Source organism: Rhizobium sp. Root1212 (assembly GCF_001424985.1).
Classification (GTDB): domain Bacteria; phylum Pseudomonadota; class Alphaproteobacteria; order Rhizobiales; family Rhizobiaceae; genus Pararhizobium.
Genome location: NZ_LMDA01000026.1, coordinates 54,715 through 76,226 on the forward strand (window position 1 = coordinate 54,715; position 21,512 = coordinate 76,226).

Below are 21,512 nucleotides of genomic sequence, written 5' to 3' on the forward strand. Positions count from 1 at the left end.
CGATCATGGACAGGCTCAAGGACAAACGCGCCCTCATCACCGGCGGCACCAGCGGTATCGGACTGGAAACGGCCCGCCAGTTTCTGGCCGAAGGTGCCCGCGTCGCGGTGACCGGCACCAATCCCGAAACGCTGGAAGCCGCCCGCAAGGAACTCGGCGACGGCGTTCTGGTGATCAAGGCAGATGCCGCCGATGTCGCCGGCCAGAAAGAGGTCGCAGCCGCGATCGAAAAGGCCTTCGGCGGCCTCGATATCGTCTTCGTCAATGCCGGCATCGCGCTTTTGAAGCCTATCGATGCCTGGGATGAGCAGACCTTCGACCGGGTCTTCGACATCAATGTCAAGGGTCCGTATTTCCTGATCCAGGCGCTGCTGCCGATCCTCGCCAATCCGACCTCGATCGTCATGAACACTTCGGTCAACGCTCATATCGGCATGCCGAATTCCAGCGTCTACGGTGCCTCGAAGGCCGCGCTGCAATCGCTGATCCGCACACTGTCGGGCGAGTTGATCGGCCGCGGTATCCGCCTCAACGCCGTCAGCCCCGGCCCGGTCTCGACGCCGCTTTACGGCAAGCTCGGCTTCAGCGAAACCGACCTGAAGTCGGTCGCCGAAAGCATCAAGGGCCTGGTGCCCGCCGGTCGCTTCGGCACCCCGACGGAAGTCGCAAAGACCGTGGTCTTCCTCGCCTCCGACGAGGCCGCCTATATGGTCGGCAGCGAGATCATGATCGATGGCGGCATGGGCACGTTGTAGTCAGCGGATAAAAATAAGCCCCATGCCGATCACGACGAGGAGCGCGCCCGCCCAGGCACCGGCGGCGGGCCGCTCCCCGGTTCTCAGCCACAGCATCGGCAGGATCATCACCGGCGAGGTCGCCGACAGCGTCGAGACGATGCCGACCTTGCCGCCGGAAAGCGCAAAGAGCAGCAGCGTCATGCCGACGCCGAGCCCGAGGAAGCCGGTGAGACCGGTCATGAAGGCGATCTTCGGCGTCAACGGTCCGCGCGGCTTGATCGAGGGGATCGGCAGCTGCATGAACGCGGTCAGGCAGCAGGCGGCAATGCCGACGCGCAAGAGCGAGGCGACGATCGGGTCAATGCCGGTCTCCATCACCGGCCGCGCCAGGATAGCCCCGACGGCCTGACCGGTCGCCGCCCCGAGGCCGAGCAGCACGCCGACCGCCAGCGGTCCCTTGATCTTTTCCCATTCGTGCATCTGCGCCCGGCGCTTGCCGAAGACGATGGCAAGCAGCACGCCGCCGGCCGTCAGCGCGATGCCGGCGATGGCGGAGGTCGGCAGGTCCTCGCCCAGCACCAGCCAGCCGAGCAGAGCGGCGATCGGAGCGTTGAGCGCAAAGAGAATACCGGAGCGGCGTGGGCCGAGCCGGTTCAGCGTCGAAAACAACAGCGTATCGCCGATGAAGATGCCGATGAGGCCGGACAGCAGCAGCGGGCCGGCATTGTCGAGGTTCAGCTCCCGCCACGTGCCGGTCGCCAGTGCGTAGATCAAGAGCAGCGCGCTGACGAAGATCTGGCGCAGCCGGTTGAAGGCGGGCGCGCCGAGATGGCCGGCCGGTATGGCCGAGATCAGCCCTGTCAAGGCCCAGCAGGTCGCAGCGCCGAGGGCGGCTAGTTCGTGGATTGGCATGGTCTTCCGATCGGTCGGCTGGGGGGACGAGATTCGCCGCAGTGTCCCGTTAGAGCGCGATAGGGTGGGGGCGTCCAGAGTGGTTGGATGGCAATCAACTGTTTCTGTACGCGGGAAAAGACCCCTCCCCAACCCTCCCCACAAGGGGGAGGTGGCCTACTGAGCAAGGTTTGAACTCATAGGTTCGGCAAACGCGATAAACTCCCTCCCCCTTGTGGGGAGGGTCGGGGAGGGGCCTTTTCCTACTCGCACAGCCGATCGATCCCCGCCCGCACCCGCGTTATCCCCTCGGGAATATTGGCGCTCGGGATCGACGAATAGCCCATGCGGAAATAGCGGCAGGGCTCGTCGCTGCGCGGAAAGAACGGCGAGCCGGATTCGATCAGCACGCCGTCCTGCCGCAACTCCCGCACCAGTCGGTCGGCATCGAGCCCCGCCGGACCCTCCATCCAGAACGAGGTGCCGCCGAAGGCGGACGAGCCGGCGACCGTCAGCTTCGCCTCCTCCAGGGCCGCCGCCATCAGCACATGGCGCTTGTGGTATTCGCTGCGCATGCGGTGCAGTACTGCGTCGTAATGGCCGAGTGCCAGGAAATAGGCGGCGGTGCGCTGCAGGTGGCCCGGCGGGTGGCGCAGCATCAGCGAGCGCAGCGCCCGCGCCTCGCGGATGAAAGGCGCCGGCGCCACCAGATAGCCGAGCCGAAGGCCCGGAAACAGCGATTTCGAGAAACTGCCGATATAGAGCACCCGCCCCGTGGTATCGAAGGCCTTGAAGGAGGGCGAGGGCGGGGCAAGGAAGCTGATCTCGAATTCGTAGTCGTCCTCGACGATGACGAAATCCTTCTCCTGGGCCGCCTGCAGAAGCTGCATGCGGCGGTCGATCGGCATCGTCGCTCCGGTCGGGGAATGATGGCTTGGTGTGACGAAGACGGCATCGACCTTGCCCGGCAGCCGATCCGGCGGCAGGCCCTCGCCATCGACGTCGACGGGCGTCACCATGGCGCCGCTCAGGAGAAGCGAGGCGCTGATATCGGGATGGCAGGGGTTTTCGCAGACGGCGCTCGTGCCCTTTCCGAGGATCAGCCGGGTGACGATCCACAGCGCGTTCTGCGCCCCCACGGTCACCAATATCTCGTCGGGACTGGCATGGATGCCGCGGCGCGGCAGGGTGCGGGAGCAGATGTAGTTGACCAGCCGCACATCGTCGGCGGCGGCGAAATCGCTGGCCATCAGGATGAAATCCTCGCGCGCCAGCGCGCGGCGGGCGCAGTCGCGCCACGCATTGAGATCGAACAGCGACGGGTCCATCTGGCCGTAGAGGAAAGGGTAGGGGTAGCGTCGCCAGTCCAGCGGCTTGGCCACCTGCCGCACCACGTCGAAATTCATCCTGATCTTGCTCGACCAGTCGACGGTGTCCGTGCTCTGGGCCGGCCGGTCGCGTTCCAGCCGCCCGTCCGGCGGGCTGCCGGCGATGCGGTAGGAGCTGCGGTTGGCAACCTCGACATAGCCTTGCGACACGAGTTCCTGATAGGCGAGGCTGACGGTGATGCGGGAGATGTTGAGATATTCGGCCAGCTTGCGGGTGGAGGGCAGCTGCGCGCTCGGCTGGACACGGCCCGCGAGCACTGCCGAAACGACGGTTTCGCGCAGTTGCGCCTGCAGTCCCAGCCCGCGTTCCCGGTCGATGAAGAAGATGGTCTCCGAAACAGTCGTCTGCACGAAATCCGCCTCCTTTGTCACTATCTGGATTCATTCAACTTCCAAACTGGATATAACGCAAGGGACGCACCGGCATTATCACTTTGCGTCAAGAAGACCGGGAACAGCCGGCGCCAAGCAATTACATCGAGGAGGAGGAACGATGACAATTTTCACCCATTTCAAGAAATTCGCCGCTGCGGCCACCGTGCTCGCCAGCTTCACCGTTGCGGGCATCGCCCATGCCGAAACCAAGATCGTGGTCGGCTACCAGCAGATCGTCGGCCCGTTCATCGCCGCCATCGCCGACGGCCGCTTCGACGCCGCCGCCAAGGAGGCCGGCTATGAGATCGACTGGCGCCAGTTCAGCTCGGCCGGCGATATCACCACGGCGCTCGCTTCCGGCGACGTCCCGATCGGCGTGATCGGCTCGACCGGCACGGCAGCCGCCGCCACCCGCGGCGTCGACCTGCAGCTGTTCTGGATTCTCGACAATATCGGCAAGTCCGAAGCGCTCGTCGCCCGCAACGGTTCGGGCATCGAAAAGCCCGAAGACCTCAAGGGCAAGAAGGTTGCCGTTCCCTTCGTCTCCACCTCGCACTTCCATCTTCTGGTCGGCATGACCAAGGTGTGGAACATCGATCCGCGCGAAGTGGAAATCCTGAACCTGAAGCCGCCGCAGATCGTCGCCGCCTGGCAGCGTGGCGATATCGACGCCGCCTATGTCTGGCCGCCGGCGCTCTCCGAAATCCAGAAGACCGGCAAGACCATCTCCGATTCCGAAGTGATCGGCGCAGCCAGCGTCCCGACTTTCGACGGTCTCGTGGTCGACAAGGCCTGGGCCGCCGAAAACCCGAAGCTGATGGAAGCCTTCACCAAGGTTCTCGCCCAGTCCTATGCCGACTATAATGCCAACAAGGCGTCGTGGACGGTGGATTCGGCTCCGGTCAAGGACATCGTCAAGCTGATCGGCGGCGACGGCCCGAGCACGGTGGAGGCGCTCGGCCTGTTGTCCTTCCCGAATGCGGACGAGCAGGCTTCCGATACATGGCTCGGCGGCGGTGCCGTAAAGGCGCTGACCGAAAGCGCCAAGTTCCTCGTCGAGCAGAAGCAGATCAGCAAGTCGCTCGATGATTATGCGCCGTTTGTGAATGCAGACTTCGCCAAGGCGGTGAAGTAAACCGGCTCGCCGGTTTCACAGCAGAAAACCGGAAGCGCAGGTAGCGGTCCCTTAAAAGCCCGCGATGCGCCTCCGGCCGGCCGTTGGGAGCGGCCGGCCATCGCTCAACGACCCGTGACCGAGGTGCAGGGAGGCATTTCTCATGGAAACACTCAGTGTCAGAAACATCAGTCTGACCTATCCGGGCCTGTACTCGGATCAGGCGGTCATCGCCCTCAAGGGCGTCAACCTCACCATCAACAGCGGTGATTTCGTCGTGGCGCTCGGAGCTTCCGGCTGCGGCAAGACGACCCTGCTGAACCTGATGGCGGGTTTCATGGCCCCCTCGGAAGGCGACATCTCGCTTGGCAACCACCGGGTCAACGGGCCGGGCGCAGAGCGCGGCGTGGTCTTCCAGAAGCATGCGCTTCTGCCATGGCTGAATGTCATGGAAAACACCGAATTCGGCCTGAAGCTGCGCGGCGTCGACAAGGCCAAGCGCCGCGAGATCGCCACCAAGAACCTCGCCCTTGTCGGCCTGCAGGATTTCCACCGCCACATGATCTACCATTTGTCGGGCGGCATGCAGCAGCGCGTCGGCATCGCCCGCGCCCTCACATGCGATCCGGCCATGCTGCTGATGGACGAGCCGATGGCGGCGCTCGACGCGCTGACCCGCGAAACCATCCAGGAACTGCTGCTCAAGGTCTGGCAACTCACCGACAAGATGTTCTTCTTCATCACCCATAGCGTGGAGGAAGCGCTGTTCCTCGGCTCGCGGCTCATCGTCATGTCGCCGCGCCCCGGCCGCATCACCCACACCTACGAACTCGATTTCAACCGCCGTTTCCTTGCCGAAGGCAATGCCCGCGCGATCAAGTCGTCGCCGGAATTCATCCGCATGCGCGAGGAAGTGCTCGGCATCATCTACGGCGACGAACGTGCGTCCGGCAACCCGGAGGTGGCCCACCATGCTTGAGAGAGTGACACGCGCCAAGCCCGCCAAGGCCGGCAAGATTTTCGGCGCCCCCGGTGATGGCGCCAGCGGAATGATCAGCCTCCTCACGGCGCTCGTGCTCGTCGCGCTGTGGTTTACGGTCACCGAATCCGGCTGGGTCAAGCCGCTGTTCCTGCCGTCGCCGCTGGCGGTGTGGGACAAGTTCGTGATGGCGCTGACGGAGGGTGTTTCCAACTCGACGCTGTCGCAGCACACAGTCGCCAGTATCGGCCGCGTCTTCGGCGCCTTCACGCTGGCTCTGGTGACGGCGGTGCCGATCGGTATCCTGATGGGTGTCAACCGCGTGGTGCGCGGGCTGTTCGATCCGATCATCGAATTCTACCGGCCGCTGCCGCCGCTCGCCTACCTGCCGCTGGTCATCATCTGGCTCGGCATCGGCGAATTCCCGAAGGTGTTCCTCATCTATCTCGCGATCTTCGCGCCGATGGCGATTGCCGCAAGGGCAGGGGTTCGCTCGGTCTCGACGGAGCAGATCCATGCCGCCTATGCGATGGGCGCCACCCGTGGACAGGTCATCAGCCAGGTGATCATGAAGGCCGCCCTGCCGGAAATCTTCACCGGCATGCGCATCGGCATCGGTGTCGGCTGGACGACGCTGGTGGCCGCCGAAATGGTTGCGGCGAACCGCGGTCTCGGCTTCATGGTGCTCAACGCCGCCGAAAACCTCGAAAGCGACACCGTTATCATGGGCATCTTCATCATCGGCATCTTCGCCTTCGCCTTCGATCTTCTGATCCGCTACCTCGAAAAGGTGCTGATCCCCTGGAAGGGCCGCATCTAACCCTGCGGGACGCTGAATAGCGTCCCCGACCGGCAACCCAGAAACACCTTATCCGGCATGGCAGTCGCGAAGACGGCATCGACCGTCAACGGCGAAGCCATGCCCAGCCAAAGGACGAAAACGATGACACTGACTGCAACCGATCTTCAGGACCTGTTCGATGCCTTCAACCGGCATGACATTGACGGGATCATGCGCTTCTTCGCCGAGGACTGCGTCTTCAACGCGGTCGGCGGGCCGGAGGTCTACGGCACCCGCATCGAAGGCGCAAAGGCCATCGCCGAGGCCTTCAGCGGCGTCTGGAAATCCATGCCGGACGCCCAGTGGGGCAAGCACAGCCACTTCGTCGCCGGCGACCGCGGCGTCTCCGAATGGACGTTCTCCGGCACGGCGGCCGATGGCAGCCGCATCGAGGCGGAGGGGTGCGACCTCTTCACCTTCCGAGACGGCAAGATCGTCCGCAAGCAGGCCTTCCGCAAGAACCGCCCGGTTCTGCAACCCCGCTACTGAGGGCACAGCCATGCACCTGCACGTCAACCAGAAGACCAGACGGGAGCCCTTCGATCCCGCCTATGATCCGGAGCACGACCGCAGCCCCGGCCGGGGCAAGGACTACGCCCCCACCTACTGGATCGGCACCGCCGGCCAGGAACCGGAAGACGACGGCCCGGTGACCCATGACATGGATGTCGATGTCGCCATCATCGGCTCCGGCTATACCGGCCTCTCCTGCGCCATTCATCTGGCCCGCGAACACGGCATCAAGGCGACCGTGCTGGAAGCCAACGGCGTCGCCTGGGGCTGCTCCACCCGCAACGGCGGCCAGGCCCAGATCTCCGCCGGACGGCTGAAGCGCTCGCAATGGATCGCCCGCTGGGGCGTCGATGTCGCCCGCAAGATGCATGCCGAGATTTCGGAAGGCTTCGACCTGTTCCGCTCGCTGATCCGCGAGCCGGAAATCAACTGCGATCCGCAGGACGGCGGCCACCTCTACATCGCCCATCGCGACAAGATGATCCCGAACCTCGAAAGCGAAGTTCGCGTGCTGAACGACGTCTTCGGCTACAAGGCCCGCATGGTTTCGCGCGGCGAGATCCACAGCGATTTCGTCCGTGACGAGGAAGCCCGCGGCGCCCTGTACGAGCCCGACGGTATGGGCATCCACGCCGCCAAGCTCGCCTTCGGCTACCTGAATCTCGCCCGCAAACTCGGCGCAAAAGTGCATACCGCAAGCCCGGTGCTGTCCTGCACCTCCAAGGGCGGCATGCACTATCTCTCGACGCCCGGCGGCACGGTGCGCGCCCGCGCCGTGTGCATCGCGACGGCGGGCTATACCTCGCCGGACATGAACGCGCTGACCAGGCGCCGGCTGATGCCGATCCTGTCGAATTCGGTCGTGACCCGCGTGTTGACGGACAGCGAGCGGCAGGCGCTGAACTTCCAGACCCGCATTCCGCTGACGGATACCCGGACGCTCCGCCACTACTACCGGATGATGCCGGACGGGCGGGTGCAGATCGGCAGCCGCAGCGCCATCACCGGCCGCGATGCCTCCAATCCGAAGCATCTGGAGCTGCTGCTGAACGGCCTCTACCGCAAGTTCCCGAGCCTTCGCGGCATCGAGATCGATTACTCGTGGTGGGGCTGGGTCGATGTCAGCCACGACATGATGCCGCGCATCTTCCAGCCGGAAAAGGGCCAGCAGCTGTTCTACGCCATGGGTTATGGCGGCAATGGCGTCATGTATTCGGCGCAGGCCGGCCGCCGTATGGCGCAGCTTGTCGCGGGCAAAGGCGCCGGCCTCGATCTTCCCATCTTCACCTCGCCGCTGCCGAGCCACGGCGTGCTGACGCCGTTCCGGCGGCTTGGGCAGTGGGGCATGTACCGCTGGTACTACCTGCGCGACGAAATTCTCTAATCATCTGAAAAGAAAAGCCAATTCTGCAAAGAGAGGAACCAGCCATGAAAATGACCACCGAGGAAGCCTTCGTCAAAGTTCTGCAGATGCACGGCCTTGAACATGCCTTCGGCATCATCGGCTCGGCCATGATGCCGGTGTCGGACCTGTTCCCCAGGGCCGGCATCCGGTTCTGGGACTGCGCCCATGAAACCAATGCCGGCATCATGGCCGACGGCTTCAGCCGCGCCACCGGCAAGATGTCGATCGCCATCGGCCAGAACGGCCCCGGCGTCACCGGCTTCATCACCGCGATCAAGACCGCCTACTGGAACCACACGCCGCTTTTGATGGTCACCCCGCAGGCGGCCAACAAGACCATCGGCCAGGGCGGCTTCCAGGAAGTCGACCAGATGGCGATGTTCGAAGAGATGGTCTGCTATCAGGAAGAAGTGCGCGATCCCTCGCGTATCCCGGAAGTCCTGAACCGCGTCATCGAAAAGGCATGGCGCGGCTGCGCTCCGGCGCAGATCAACATCCCGCGCGACTACTGGACCCAGGTGATCGACGTCGACCTGCCGTCCATCGTGCGCTTCGAGCGCCCGGCCGGCGGACCGGCGGCGATCACGGAAGCGGCGAAGCTGCTTTCGGAAGCGAAGTTCCCGGTCATCCTCAACGGTGCCGGCGTCGTCATCGGCGGTGCGATCGAAGCCTCCATGGCGCTGGCCGAACGTCTCGATGCGCCGGTCTGCTGCGGCTACCAGCACAACGACGCTTTCCCCGGCAGCCACCGGCTTTCGGTCGGCCCGCTCGGCTATAACGGCTCGAAGGCGGCGATGGAGCTGATCTCGCAGGCCGACGTCGTGCTGGCGCTCGGCACCCGCCTCAACCCGTTCTCGACCCTGCCGGGCTACGGCATCGACTACTGGCCGAAAAACGCCTCGATCATTCAGGTCGATATCAATGCCGACCGCATCGGCCTCACCAAGAAGGTCTCCGTCGGCATCTGCGGCGATGCCACGCAGGTTGCGGCGCAGATCCTCGAGCAGCTTTCCCCGTCTGCCGGCGATGCCGGCCGCGAGGAGCGTAAGGCGAAGATCCACCAGACCCGCTCGGCGTGGCAGCAGCAGCTGTCGTCGATGGACCATGAAGACGACGATCCGGGCACGGAATGGAACGAGGGTGCCCGCAACCGCGAACCGGACCGCATGTCGCCGCGTCAGGCCTGGCGGGCCATTCAGGCAGCCCTGCCGAAGGACGCCATCGTCTCCACCGACATCGGTAACAACTGCGCCATCGGCAACGCCTATCCGACCTTCGAGCTTGGCCGCAAATACCTCGCACCGGGCATGTTCGGCCCCTGCGGCTACGGCTTCCCCTCGATCGTCGGCGCCAAGATCGGTTGCCCGGATGTGCCGGTGGTCGGCTTTGCCGGTGACGGTGCCTTCGGCATCTCGATGAACGAGATGGGCGCTATCGGCCGCGAAGGCTGGCCGGCGATCACCATGGTCATCTTCCGCAACTACCAGTGGGGTGCGGAAAAGCGCAACACGACGCTCTGGTACTCCAACAACTTCGTCGGCACCGAGCTGAACCCCAATCTCAGCTACGCCAAGGTGGCGGAAGGCTGCGGCCTGAAGGGTGTCGCCGTCGATACGCCGACGGCGCTGACCGAGGCGCTGGCCAAGGCGATCGAGGACCAGAAGAACGGCGTGACGACCTTCGTGGAAGTCATCCTCAACCAGGAACTGGGCGAGCCTTTCCGTCGCGATGCGATGAAGAAGCCGGTGCCGGTCGCCGGCATCGACCGCGCCGACATGCGCGCCCAGCACCCGCCGGTCTGAGCCTCCCAGGGCTGGACTGCAGACCCCTCCCACGGGAGCGGCAGGAGAGGTGGCGTTCTGTGTCGTCCCCTCTCCCCGCTCGCGGGGAGAGGGCTAGGGTGAGGGGCAGAAGCGACGGCATTTGCGGATGCCGCGGCTGCCCCTCATCCGGCCTGACGGCCACCTTCTCCCCGCAGGCGGGGAGAAGGGAGGTGCCGCACCTGCAGTCTCCCTCCCATGCTCTCGTGGGGAGGGGCCTTTCCGATCCACGTCCCGCCCGGCCGCCGGGCGGGCACAAGACTTCCCGCACCAGCGACCGGAACGACACCATGACCCTCGCCGCCACAGTCCAACAACGTTTCCGCAGTCTTCCCTCCGGATTTTCGAGCTACTGGCCGGGCTTCGCCGTCACCGCGGCGGTTGCCGTCGCCGCCCAGTTCCTGTCCGACCATTACGGCGCGCCCGCCATGCTGATGGCGCTGCTACTCGGCATCGCCTTCCACTTCCTCTCGGAAGAAGGGCGCTGCGCCGCCGGCATCGATTTCTGCGCCAAGAAGGTGCTGCGCCTCGGCGTCGCCCTGCTCGGCATGCGCATCAGCGTCGATCTGCTGATAGGCCTCGGGGCCGGCACCATCCTGCTGCTGGTCTGCGCCATCGCCTGCACCATCGGTTTCGGCCTTCTGGCGGCCAAGCTGCTCGGTCGCGGCTGGCGGCTGGCGCTGATCACCAGCGGTTCCGTCGCCATCTGCGGCGCTTCCGCCGCCATGGCGATCGCCGCCGTCCTGCCGAAGAACGAGTTTTCCGAGCGCAACCTGATCTTCACCGTGCTCTCCGTCACGGTGCTGTCGACGCTCGCCATGATCGGCTATCCGATCGTCGCCCAATATATGGGGCTCGATGCGCGGGCGACCGGCATCTTCTTCGGCGGCACCATCCATGATGTAGCGCAGGTCGTCGGCGCCGGCTTCTCCGTCTCGCCGGAAGCGGGCGAAACCGCGACGCTGGTCAAGCTCATCCGTGTGACCATGCTAGCGCCGGTGGTGCTGACCTATTCGATCGTGCTGCGCAACGTGCCGCAGGGCGAGGGCGAAGGCGGCAAGCGCCCGCCGCTGCTGCCCGGCTTCGTCGTCGCCTTCCTTATTCTCGCTGCGCTGAATTCCTTCGGCTTCGTCCCGGAAATGGTGGCGAAGGCGGGCATGGAGACATCGCGCTGGGCGCTGCTGGCCGGCATCGTCGCGGTCGGCATGCGCACCTCGCTGCGCCGGGTGTTGGATGTCGGCGGCGACGCCGTCGCCCTCATCGTCGCCGAAACCATCTTCATCGCCCTCTTCATCCTCGCCGGCATTCACTATCTGGGGCACGCCTGATGAAACCGCTCGACCGCATCCTTGAAACTGCCAAGGCCGCACCGCGCCATATCGTGCTGGCCGAAGGCGAAGACCCCCGCATCGTCGAGGGCGCGGTGCGCGCGGTGCGCGCCGGCATCGCCACCGTCACCCTGGTCGGCCGCCGGCCGGTCGTGGAAGAAAAGCTGGCGGCGGCGGGTTCCGCCCCCGGCGAAGTCCGCATCGAGGACCCGGCATCTTCGCCGCTGACGGAGCGCCTTGCCAACGCCTACCACGAACTGCGCCGCAGCAAGGGCGTCGATGCGGAGGCCGCCGCCGAAGCCGTCCGCTCTCCACTCGTCTTCGCCGCCATGATGGTGCGCGAAGGCGCGGCCGACGGCACGGTCGGCGGGGCGGTCGCGACGACGGCCGATACGGTGCGCGCCGCCCTCCAGACCATCGGCCGCGCGCCGGGGGTCGGGCTGGTGTCGAGCTTCTTCATGATGATGCTCTGCGCGCCGCATCACCAGAAGAAAGGCGCTTATGTCTTTGCCGATTGTGGTCTGGTGGTCGATCCCGATGCGGCCGGCCTTGCCGATATCGCCGTCATGTCGGCCCGCTCCTTCGAGGCGCTGGCCGGCAAGCCGCCGAAGGTGGCGATGCTGTCGTTCTCGACCGCCGGCAGCGCCGCCCATGAGCGGGTTTCGAAGGTGGTGGAGGCGACGCGGCTGGCGCGCACGGCCGCGCCCGATCTCGTCATCGATGGCGAATTGCAGTTCGACAGCGCCTTCGTCGAAGCCGTCAGCGCCGCCAAGGCCCCGGATTCGGTGCTGCATGGCGAGGCCAATGTCTTCGTCTTCCCCAATCTCGATGCCGCCAATATCGGCTACAAGATCGCCCAGCGCATCGGCGGGGCAACGGCGATCGGGCCGATTTTGCAGGGGCTCGCCAAGCCGGCCAACGATCTGTCCCGCGGCTGCGATGCGGATGATGTGTTCCACATGATCGCGGTGACGGTGATCCAGGCGCGGGCTTGATAGACGCCCACGTTCAGGCCGCGATCAGCGCGTTGCAATCAAACTCGCACCCTTCGCATCAAACAGATGCGGCGTGACGGGAAAGGTGAGCGGCAGCGCCCTCGGCCGGAGCCCGAGCGCGCTACCAGATGGTGTTCGACGGGGGCTGCCAGCCGAGCGAGGTGCCGGTCGTTGTTTTCGTGTGCCGATGAAAGGGCGGCTTGCTTTTTTTCCCTTCTTCCCACGGGGAGAAGGCAGAACCCGATCAGCCCCGCGCCCACTCCGGCAGCCATTCGCCGTGTGCCGCCGTCAGGCGATCGACCAGCGCCCAGATCTGGTCGAGATCCAGTTCGGCCGCCGTATGCGGGTCCATCATCGCGGCGTGATAGATGTGCTCGCGGTTTTCCGTCATCAGCGCCTTCACCGTCAGTTCCTGCACATTGATGTTGGTGCGCATCAGGGCGGTGAGTTGGGTGGGAAGTTCGCCGATATAGGTCGGCTGGATGCCGTTCTCATCGACGAGGCAGGGCACTTCGGCGGCGCAATTGGCCGGCAGGGAGGTGATGCAGCCGTTGTTGCGCAGGTTTCCGTAGATGACCGAGGGCTCGCCGGTCCACACCGAGTTCATGATCGACGACGCGTATTCATGGCTTTCCTTGACCTCGATCGTGTCGCTGCCGGTCAGCGACTGGCTTTCCTTCTTCCAGCGGGCGATCTGCTCGACGCATCGCTTCGGATATTCGTCGAGCGGAATGCCGAATTTCTCGATCAGGTCGTCGCGGCCCTCCTTGATGAACCACGGCGTATATTCGGCGAAATGCTCCGAGCTTTCGGTGACGAAATAGCCGAGACGGGCCAGCATCTCGTAGCGCACCTTGTTCGGGCAGCGCGGATTCCAGTGGCTGGGCTTGGGGAAGCGGCCGGCGCGATAACCGGCGAGCAGGTCCGGATAGAGATCGCGGTAGCTGCCGTCGGCCTGGCGATGTTCGAATTTCAGGTAGAAGGCCATGTGGTTGATGCCGGCGGCGCGGTAGCGGATTTCGCTGACGGGAATGTCGAGATCGCGCGCCAGCTCATAGGCCGTGCCCTGCACCGAGTGGCAAAGGCCGACCTGCCGGATCGCCGGAAACTTTTCCGCGATCGCCCAGGTGTTGATCGCCATCGGGTTGACGTATTGAAGCAGGATGGCGTTAGGGCACACCTCCATCATGTCGGCGCAGATTGCCCACAGATGCGGCACGGTGCGAAGCCCGCGCATGATGCCGCCGATGCCGAGCGTGTCTGCGATCGTCTGCCGCAGGCCGAATTGCTTCGGGATTTCGAAATCGGTGACGGTGCATGGCTCGTAGCCGCCGATCTGGAAGGCGACGACGACGAAATCCGTGTCGGTGAGCGCCGCGCGGCGGTCGGTGTGGGTCTCGATTGTGGCGCGGGCACCGAGCGTCTTCACCAGCTTGCCGGCGACGATCTCGCTTTCGGCGAGGCGCTCGGGGTTGATGTCCATCAGCGCGATGATGGCGTCCTTGAAGGCCGGACGGTGCAGCACATCGCCGATGATGTTCTTCATGAACACCGTGGAGCCGGCTCCGATGAAAGTGATTTTGGGGCGTCGCATGGGAAACTGATCCTTGGGAGCTTCGTGTTTGCGGTCTGGGAGATATGCCCGCCGGCATTCAGGGAGGAAAAATGCCGCCGGCTTGTCTCCCGCGTCAATGGGGCGCCGGAGACGAGGACATAGGGGGCATGGCATCATAACATGCCGTAGGCCTGAGGCATGCCGCAGATCCCGCGAACAGAAAGCCGGTCATGGCCTCCTTGCGCCACATGAGGACGCGGGATGCGCTGTTTTCCTCGGTGGTCATGCTCTTCCCCATTTCCGTTGCTGACACGTGTTAATTGCCGAAATGATTTTTACTAACACGTGTTAGCTTTGAATATCGAAACCACATTCCGATTGTCAAGAGGCGAAATCGGCTGTACCTGTTTCAGAGAACGAAGGGATTGAAGACGCTTGGAAAAAATTGGCGGAGGCGGATAGGCGCTTCCGCCTGTGTCGCATAGGAAGAGGGCTGGGTTTTCCCTTCTCCCCGAGGGGAGAAGTGGGAGATCGCCGGTAGGCGCAGTCGGGCGGCCGGCAGCTGCAAGAGGAGCAAATGGCAAGCAATCGCGTGACCAGCCATGATGTGGCCCGACGGGCCGGCGTCTCGCGCGCCACGGTCTCGCTCGTGCTCAACCGTTCCGAAAGCGTGACCCTGAGCAAGGATACGCGCGAGCGCGTGCTGCAGGCGGCCGCCGAACTCGGATACAAGCCGAATTCCGCCGGCCGCATGCTGGTGAGCGGCCTGACGGAAACGATCGGCCTGCTGGTTTCCGATCCGTCGATCCTGCTCGTCGATCAGTATATCCCACAGTTGCTCTACGGCATCGAGAAAGCCAATCGCGAGATGGGGTTCCACGTGCTGGTCGAGGGGCTGGAGGCGAACGGCAAGCCCGGCGCCTATGACAATCTGGTGGAATCCCGCCGCATCGACGGCCTGATCGTCGTCAACCCGCGCGCGGGCGACAAGCCGCTGGCCTCGCTGATCGAGAAGGGTTTTCCGCTGGTGCTGGTCGGCTCCGTGCGCCATCCGGACGAAGTGTCCGTCACCTTCACGACGCGCCGCGTCATCGGCGAGGCGGTCGATCACGTCGTCGGCCTCGGCCACCGCCGTATCGGCGCCATCACTTTCTCGCCGCGGGATTTCGTTTCGACCAATGCCCGGCTGACGGCGCTTTCCGATCGTCTGCAGAGCCACGGCCTTTCGCTGGACGAGGATGCCGTGGGCGACGGCAATTTCAGTCCCGAAAGCGGCTATCTCGCCGCCCGCGCCCTGCTTGCCCGACGCCCGGACCTGACGGCCATCTTCGCCGGCAACGACACGATCGCTATCGGCGCTCTGAATGCCGCCCACGAACTCGGCCGCCGGGTGCCGGACGATCTGTCCGTCGTCGGCTTCGATGACCTGCCTTTCGCCCGCTGGCTGACACCGCCCTTGACGACGATCCGCACCGATGGCGTGCGGCAAGGCATGATCGCCGCCGAAATGCTGTTCTCCCGTCTCAAGGACAAGCCGCTCGAAACGGCGCGTGTGCGCATGGAAGCGGAACTGGTGATCAGGGGTTCGACTGGCAAGGCGGGGTGAGGGTTGGGGAGGGGCCTCTTTATCCTGTCACCGTGACAAGAACGGGCGTTCACAATGCGGCAGCCAGCTTCTAATCATGCTCCTCCAGCAGACCGAAAGAGAGAGCCATGACCTCGATAGACATGATCACCGCCGCCCGCACGCGACTGAACGGCCGCGCCCGCCGCACGCCGCTGTTGTCGTCCCCGTTTCTGGACGAACTGGCGGGACGCCGGCTGTTCGTCAAGGCGGAATGCCTGCAGCATTCGGGCTCCTTCAAGTTTCGCGGCGGCTGGTCGGCCCTGTCGGGGCTGGAGCCTGCGGTGCGAAAGCGCGGCGTCATCGCCTTTTCCTCCGGCAATCATGCGCAGGGGGTTGCACTGGCGGCGAAACTGCACGGCGTGCCTTCGGTCATCGTCATGCCCTCCGATGCGCCGAAGCTGAAGATCGACAACACCCGCGCTTTCGGCGCCGAAGTCGTGCTGTATAACCGCGCCACCGAAGACCGCGATGCGATCGGCGCGAAACTGGCCGAAGCGCGCGGCCTGACCCTCATCCGCCCCTTCGATGAGCCGCTGGTCATCGCCGGGCAGGGCACCGTCGGGCTGGAAATCGCCGAACAGGCCCTGGAAGAGGGCATCGCCGCCGCCGACGTGCTGGTGCCCTGCGGCGGCGGTGGCCTCAGTTCCGGCGTTGCGCTGGCGCTCGAGGCAAAGGCTCCCGGTTTCCGCGTGCGCAGCTGCGAACCGGAGCGTTTCGACGACACCGCCCGCTCGCTGGCCTCGGGCACATTCGAGCGCAATGCGACGCTCTCCGGTTCGATCTGCGATGCGATCATCACGCCAGAGCCTGGCAAGCTCACCTTCCCGGTCTTGAAGCGGCTTGCCGGCCCCGGCCTCGTTGTCACCGATGATGAAGCGCTGCATGCGATGGCGCTCGCCTTCAAGCGACTGAAGATCGTCATCGAGCCGGGCGGTGCCGTGGCGCTGGCGGCGGCCCTGTTCCATGGCCGCGATATCGAAGGCGATCAGGTGATCGCGGTCGCCTCCGGCGGCAATGTCGATACCGAGGTTTTCGAAACGGCACTGTCGCGTTTCGGCGAAAGCTGATTTTTTCGGAACGATGTGTCGATTTCCGCTTTTGTCGTTCGTCGAGAACGGTGTGGCAGGGCAATCGGCCCTGCCCGAAAACCGCGAGAGGAGACATCGTCATGCAATATCTGGTCGCCATCCACCACCCCGATGATTACGACCCTGCCGCCCTGGAAGATGAGGCGATGCACCATGATATCGATGTGCTGAACGAGGAAATGCTCGCCGCCGGCGTCCGGCTTTTCGTCGGCGGGCTGATGCCGGTGGGCAATGCCCGGTCGCTCCGCGCCCAGCCCGATGGCAAGGTGCTGGTCACCGACGGCCCCTATCTCGAAACCAAGGAGCATATCGGCGGCTTCTGGGTGCTGGACGTCGACAGCCTCGAAGAGGCGCTGGCCTGGGGCCACAAGGCCACCATCGCCTGCCGCGCGCCGGTCGAGGTGCGGCCGTTTCATTGATGGGAGGGGTCGTTTTCGAGCATGCTGTGATAGCCTTCCGCTACCCCGCCCGCTATAAGCCGCGGGAACAACAGGGCGAAAGGACCAGGCGATGAAGACGGAACAGGGGCTGCTGCGCATCTCGATCCTGGTCACGATACTGCTCGCCGGCGTCGGCATCCTGTTCGGTATTCTTTCCGGCTCCTTCGCCATCGTCTTCGACGGCGTCTATGCGCTGACGGACGCCGTCATGACCATCGTCGCGCTGCTGGTGTCGAAGCTCATCGCCTCTTCGGCTTCCGGTGAGGGCAAGGGCCGTTTCGTCCAGCATTTCACCATGGGCTTCTGGCATCTGGAGCCGATGGTGCTCGGCCTCAACGGCATCCTCTTGACGGGAGCGGCGATCTACGCGCTGATCAATGCCGTCGGCAGTATCATGGCCGGCGGCCGCCACCTCGATTTCGACCGCGCGATCATTTACGCTGTCGTGACCCTCGTCATCACCGTCACGATGGCGATCATCGGGTTCCGGGCAAACCGCACGATCCGCTCGGATTTCGTGGCGCTCGATGCCAAGAGCTGGATGATGTCGGCGGGGCTCACCAGCGCCCTGCTCGTCGCCTTCGTCATCGGCTATCTCATTCAGGGAACGGCGCATGAATGGCTGTCGCCCTATATCGACCCGGTGGCGCTGACGCTCGTCTGCCTCGTCATCATCCCCATTCCGGCCGGCACGATCCGGCAGGCGCTGGCCGATATCATGCTCGTCACCCCCGGCGATCTCAAGAACCATGTCGATGTGGTGGCCGAAACCATCGTCCAGCGGCACGGTTTCCTGTCGCATCGCGCCTATGTCGCCCGTGTCGGCCGCGGCCGGCAGATCGAGCTTTATTTCATCGTGCCCGAGGATTTTCCGCCGCAGAAGCTGCAGGACTGGGACCGCATCCGCGATGAGATCGGCGACGCCATCGGCGGCGAAGGGCCGGATCGCTGGCTGACCATCGCCTTTACGACCGATCCGGAATGGGCTGTCTGAGGCCTTTGTCTGCCGCACGCCGCACGCAGCCGGCGATCTCCAAAAGTTGCTCGGCCAGCGGCGTGGAATTGCGCCAGATCATGCCGATTGTGCGCGACGGCGCGGGCGCGGGAAAACGCGAAATCGAGACATCGGCGGAGCGTGTCTCGAGTGGCACCGCCATCTGCGGGATCAGCGTCACGCCGATGCCGGCGCTGACCATCTGCACCAGCGTCGAAAGCGAGCTTCCCTCCATCACCTCGCGCACACGGCCGGAGCCGATATTGCAGAACGAAAGCGCCTGCTCGCGGAAACAATGGCCCTCTTCGAGCAGCAGCAGCCGCATCTCCTTCAGCGCCTCGCGGCCGGGCACCGGCTTGCCCTCATCCTCCGGCCGCCGCACCAGCACGAATTCCTCGGTAAACAGTTTCAGCTCGGTCAGCGACGGCTCGGAGACGGGCAGGGCGACGATCGCCATGTCGAGATTGCCCTGTGCCAGTTCCTGCACCAGTTTCGCCGTCTGGGTTTCGCGGATCTCGATCTGAATACCCTCGAACGTGGCGTTCAAATCCTTTATGATGGCCGGCAACAGATAAGGCGCGACCGTCGGGATGATGCCGATCCTCAGCCGTGTCAGGAACTGGTTGCGGGCAGCGCGGGCGAAATCGGCGATTTCGTCCACCGCCGCGAGAATCGCGCGAGCCCGGACGGCGAAGGTCTCGCCGAAGGCGGTCAGTTTCACCTCGCGCGCGCTGCGTTCGAAGAGGTCGCTGCCAAGCTCCTCTTCCAGCTCCTTGATCTGCATGGAAAGCGCCGGCTGCGAAATGGCGCAGGCTTCCGCCGCCCGCCGGAAACGCCCGTCGCGCGCCAAAGCCTCGAAATAGCGAAGCTGCTTGAGGGTGATGTTCTTCATAAGTTTATTTTATCGCCACTATCAAAAAATCCAACTTAAATTTATGGATGGGTTTCGATAGAAGGGTTCTAAAGAGGCTTCCTCCCACAACAACGACGACGTGAACCAAGGAGAACGACGATGGACCAGAAGACTGATACCGCGGGCAAATGTCCCGTTGCCCATTCGGTGGCCAAGGGCCGGTCGAACCGCGACTGGTGGCCGGATCAGCTGGACGTGCAGGTGCTGCATGGCCACTCCAGCCTCTCCGACCCGATGGGCAAGGATTTCGACTATGCCGAGGCGTTCAAGTCGCTCGATCTCGATGCCGTGAAGCGGGACCTGACCGCCCTGATGACCGATTCGCAGGAGTGGTGGCCGGCCGATTTCGGTCATTACGGCGGCCTCTTCATCCGCATGGCCTGGCACTCGGCCGGCACCTATCGCATCACCGACGGCCGCGGCGGCGCAGGCCAGGGCCAGCAGCGTTTCGCGCCGCTCAACTCGTGGCCGGATAACGTCAACCTCGACAAGGCCCGCCGCCTGCTGTGGCCGATCAAGCAGAAATACGGCAACAAGATCTCCTGGGCCGACCTGATGATCCTGACGGGCAACGTCGCGCTCGAATCCATGGGCTTCAAGACCTTCGGCTTCGCCGGCGGCCGCGCCGATGTCTGGGAGCCGGAAGAGCTGTATTGGGGGCCGGAAGGCACCTGGCTGGGCGACGAGCGCTACAGCGGCGAGCGCCAGCTGGCAGAACCGCTCGGCGCCGTGCAGATGGGTCTCATCTACGTCAACCCGGAAGGCCCGAACGGCAACCCGGACCGGCTGGCATCCGCCCGCGACATCCGCGAAACTTTCGCCCGCATGGCGATGAACGACGAAGAGACCGTGGCGCTGATCGCCGGCGGCCACACCTTCGGCAAGACCCATGGCGCAGGTGACGCCTCCTTCGTCGGCATCGACCCGGAAGGCGGCGAACTCGAAGCCCAGGGCCTCGGCTGGGCGAGCAAGTTCAACACCGGCGTCGGCAAAGATGCGATCGGCAGCGGCCTCGAAGTCACCTGGACCTCGACCCCGACCAAGTGGAGCAACAACTTCTTCTGGAACCTGTTCGGCTACGAGTGGGAGCTGGAAAAGAGCCCGGCCGGCGCGCATCAGTGGGTTGCCAAGGGCGCTGGCGCCACGATCCCGGATGCCTTCGACAGCACAAAGAAGCACCTACCGCGCATGCTCACCTCCGACCTCGCGCTGCGTTTCGACCCGGTCTATGAGGCGATCTCGCGCCGCTTCCTCGAAAACCCGGATCAGTTCGCTGACGCCTTCGCCCGCGCCTGGTTCAAGCTGACCCACCGCGACATGGGACCGAAGGCCCGTTACCTCGGCCCGGAAGTTCCGGCCGAAGACCTGATCTGGCAGGATGTCATCCCGGCCGTGGATCACCCGCTGGTCGATGACACGGATATCGCCAGCCTCAAGGCCAAGGTTCTGGCTTCGGGTCTGACCGTGCAGGAACTGGTCTCCACCGCTTGGGCCTCCGCCTCGACCTTCCGTGGCTCCGACAAGCGCGGCGGCGCCAATGGCGCGCGTATCCGTCTGGCTCCGCAGAAGGATTGGGAGGCCAACCAGCCGGCCCAGCTCGCCAAGGTTCTCGGCGTGCTCGAAGGCATCCAGAGCGATTTCAACGCGGCCCAGACGGGCGGCAAGAAAATTTCGCTCGCCGACCTCATCGTGCTTGCCGGTGCAGCCGGCGTCGAAAAGGCGGCGAAGGCTGCCGGCCACGACGTCACCGTGCCGGTCACGCCCGGCCGCATGGATGCCTCCGACGCCCAGACCGACGCTGCCTCCTTCGCAGCGCTGGAGCCGCGTGCCGATGGCTTCCGCAACTATGTGAACGCCAACCGCACGCAGTTCCTGAAGGCTGAGGAAGCCCTCATCGACAAGGCCCAGCTGCTGACGCTGACCGCGCCGGAACTGACGGTCCTGATCGGTGGCCTGCGCGTGCTGCAGGCCGGCCAGCCGGAACACGGTGTCCTCACGACCCGCCCGGAAACCCTGACCAACGACTTCTTCGTCAACCTGCTCGACATGGGCACGGTCTGGTCGCCGGTTGCCGACAAGAAGGGCGTCTATGAAGGCCGCGACCGCAAGACGGGCGAGGCCAAATGGACCGGCACCCGCGTCGACCTGATCTTCGGTTCGCACGCCCAGCTGCGCGCCTTCGCCGAAGTCTATGGTTCGGCCGATGCCGGCCGGAAGTTCGTCAAGGACTTCGTCGCCGCCTGGAACAAGGTGATGAATGCGGATCGTTTCGATCTGGTCTGAGTGATCGAATGAAATGAAAAGCCCAGGCGCGGTTTCCGCTGCGCCTGGGCTTTTTTGTTTTCGGGGCGTACCCCCGCGGCTTTGGAGTTTGCCGCTACACCCCCCTCTGTCAGCTGCGCTGACATCTCCCCCTCAAGGGGTGAGATTGGGCCGAGAGGTCGCTTCCTGCTATTCTCCCCCCTTGAGGGGGAGATGCCCGACAGGGCAGAGGGGGGTGAAGCGGCAA

18 protein-coding genes are annotated in these 21,512 nt (G+C 64.5%); 14 read left to right on the plus strand and 4 right to left on the minus strand.

The annotated features are described in order from the left end of the window. Window positions 1-5: 5 nt before the first annotated feature. Window positions 6-755, plus strand: coding sequence for an SDR family oxidoreductase (locus ASC86_RS22635; RefSeq protein WP_056326695.1), 750 nt, complete (start codon window positions 6-8; stop codon window positions 753-755). On the opposite strand, the gene ASC86_RS22640 is transcribed toward ASC86_RS22635, so the two are convergent. After that, a complete protein-coding gene (locus tag ASC86_RS22640; protein WP_056326698.1) occupies window positions 756-1,649 on the minus strand; it encodes a DMT family transporter in 894 nt (297 codons plus the stop codon). Window positions 1,650-1,891: 242 nt separating this feature from the next. Beyond that, window positions 1,892-3,367 carry a PLP-dependent aminotransferase family protein gene (locus tag ASC86_RS22645; RefSeq protein ID WP_056326940.1) on the minus strand — a complete coding sequence of 492 codons (1,476 nt, stop codon included), beginning with the start codon at window positions 3,365-3,367 and terminating at the stop codon, window positions 1,892-1,894. A gap of 142 nt (window positions 3,368-3,509) precedes the next feature. Between ASC86_RS22645 and tauA the strand changes: the two genes are divergently transcribed. From tauA to pta, 8 genes are all read left to right on the plus strand, one after another. Then, window positions 3,510-4,526, plus strand: coding sequence for a taurine ABC transporter substrate-binding protein (tauA, locus tag ASC86_RS22650; RefSeq protein ID WP_082510405.1), 1,017 nt, complete (start codon window positions 3,510-3,512; stop codon window positions 4,524-4,526). A gap of 142 nt (window positions 4,527-4,668) precedes the next feature. Next, window positions 4,669-5,484: a taurine ABC transporter ATP-binding protein gene (locus ASC86_RS22655; protein WP_056326700.1), complete on the plus strand. Its 816-nt coding sequence runs from the start codon at window positions 4,669-4,671 to the stop codon at window positions 5,482-5,484. Further along, the gene (locus tag ASC86_RS22660; RefSeq protein WP_056326701.1) at window positions 5,477-6,304 is read left to right on the plus strand and encodes an ABC transporter permease subunit; all 828 of its coding nucleotides are present in this window, start codon (window positions 5,477-5,479) and stop codon (window positions 6,302-6,304) included. The genes ASC86_RS22655 and ASC86_RS22660 overlap by 8 nt, the downstream gene beginning before the upstream one ends. A 129-nt stretch (window positions 6,305-6,433) precedes the next feature. Continuing rightward, complete coding sequence (locus tag ASC86_RS22665; protein ID WP_156387170.1) at window positions 6,434-6,814, plus strand: nuclear transport factor 2 family protein; 381 nt, start codon at window positions 6,434-6,436, stop codon at window positions 6,812-6,814. 10 nt (window positions 6,815-6,824) lie between these two features. Beyond that, entirely contained in the window at window positions 6,825-8,222 is a 1,398-nt protein-coding gene (locus ASC86_RS22670) for an FAD-binding oxidoreductase (protein WP_056326703.1), read from the plus strand. A 44-nt stretch (window positions 8,223-8,266) separates the two neighbouring features. Continuing rightward, window positions 8,267-10,045: a sulfoacetaldehyde acetyltransferase gene (gene xsc, locus ASC86_RS22675; RefSeq protein ID WP_056326705.1), complete on the plus strand. Its 1,779-nt coding sequence runs from the start codon at window positions 8,267-8,269 to the stop codon at window positions 10,043-10,045. A gap of 308 nt (window positions 10,046-10,353) precedes the next feature. Next, on the plus strand, window positions 10,354-11,391 hold the full coding sequence (locus ASC86_RS22680; protein WP_056326707.1) for a YeiH family protein: 1,038 nt from the start codon (window positions 10,354-10,356) through the stop codon (window positions 11,389-11,391). Next, window positions 11,391-12,386 (plus strand): phosphate acetyltransferase, encoded by a 996-nt coding sequence (gene pta / locus ASC86_RS22685; protein WP_056326708.1) that lies wholly within the window; start codon window positions 11,391-11,393, stop codon window positions 12,384-12,386. Before ASC86_RS22680 ends, pta begins: the two co-directional genes overlap by 1 nt. Before the next feature lie 244 nt (window positions 12,387-12,630). Here the strand turns inward: pta and ASC86_RS22690 are convergent, their stop codons facing one another. Then, window positions 12,631-13,980: an alpha-glucosidase/alpha-galactosidase gene (locus ASC86_RS22690; protein ID WP_056326710.1), complete on the minus strand. Its 1,350-nt coding sequence runs from the start codon at window positions 13,978-13,980 to the stop codon at window positions 12,631-12,633. A gap of 538 nt (window positions 13,981-14,518) precedes the next feature. Here ASC86_RS22690 and ASC86_RS22695 point away from each other — a divergent pair. From ASC86_RS22695 to ASC86_RS22710, 4 genes are all read left to right on the plus strand, one after another. Continuing rightward, window positions 14,519-15,547, plus strand: a complete 1,029-nt coding sequence (locus ASC86_RS22695; RefSeq protein WP_056326712.1) for a LacI family DNA-binding transcriptional regulator — start codon at window positions 14,519-14,521, stop codon at window positions 15,545-15,547. 107 nt (window positions 15,548-15,654) lie between these two features. Further along, on the plus strand, window positions 15,655-16,635 hold the full coding sequence (locus ASC86_RS22700) for a threonine/serine dehydratase (protein WP_056326714.1): 981 nt from the start codon (window positions 15,655-15,657) through the stop codon (window positions 16,633-16,635). Window positions 16,636-16,736: 101 nt separating this feature from the next. Then, the gene (locus ASC86_RS22705; RefSeq protein ID WP_056326716.1) at window positions 16,737-17,075 is read left to right on the plus strand and encodes a YciI family protein; all 339 of its coding nucleotides are present in this window, start codon (window positions 16,737-16,739) and stop codon (window positions 17,073-17,075) included. 91 nt (window positions 17,076-17,166) lie between these two features. Further along, on the plus strand, window positions 17,167-18,090 hold the full coding sequence (locus ASC86_RS22710) for a cation transporter (RefSeq protein ID WP_056326718.1): 924 nt from the start codon (window positions 17,167-17,169) through the stop codon (window positions 18,088-18,090). On the opposite strand, the gene ASC86_RS22715 is transcribed toward ASC86_RS22710, so the two are convergent. Further along, window positions 18,062-18,982, minus strand: a complete 921-nt coding sequence (locus ASC86_RS22715; RefSeq protein WP_056326720.1) for a hydrogen peroxide-inducible genes activator — start codon at window positions 18,980-18,982, stop codon at window positions 18,062-18,064. The genes ASC86_RS22710 and ASC86_RS22715 overlap by 29 nt on opposite strands. A 120-nt stretch (window positions 18,983-19,102) precedes the next feature. Here ASC86_RS22715 and katG point away from each other — a divergent pair, with 120 nt between their 5' ends. Further along, a complete protein-coding gene (gene katG, locus ASC86_RS22720; protein WP_056326722.1) occupies window positions 19,103-21,286 on the plus strand; it encodes a catalase/peroxidase HPI in 2,184 nt (727 codons plus the stop codon). The last annotated feature ends 226 nt before the right edge of the window (window positions 21,287-21,512 follow it).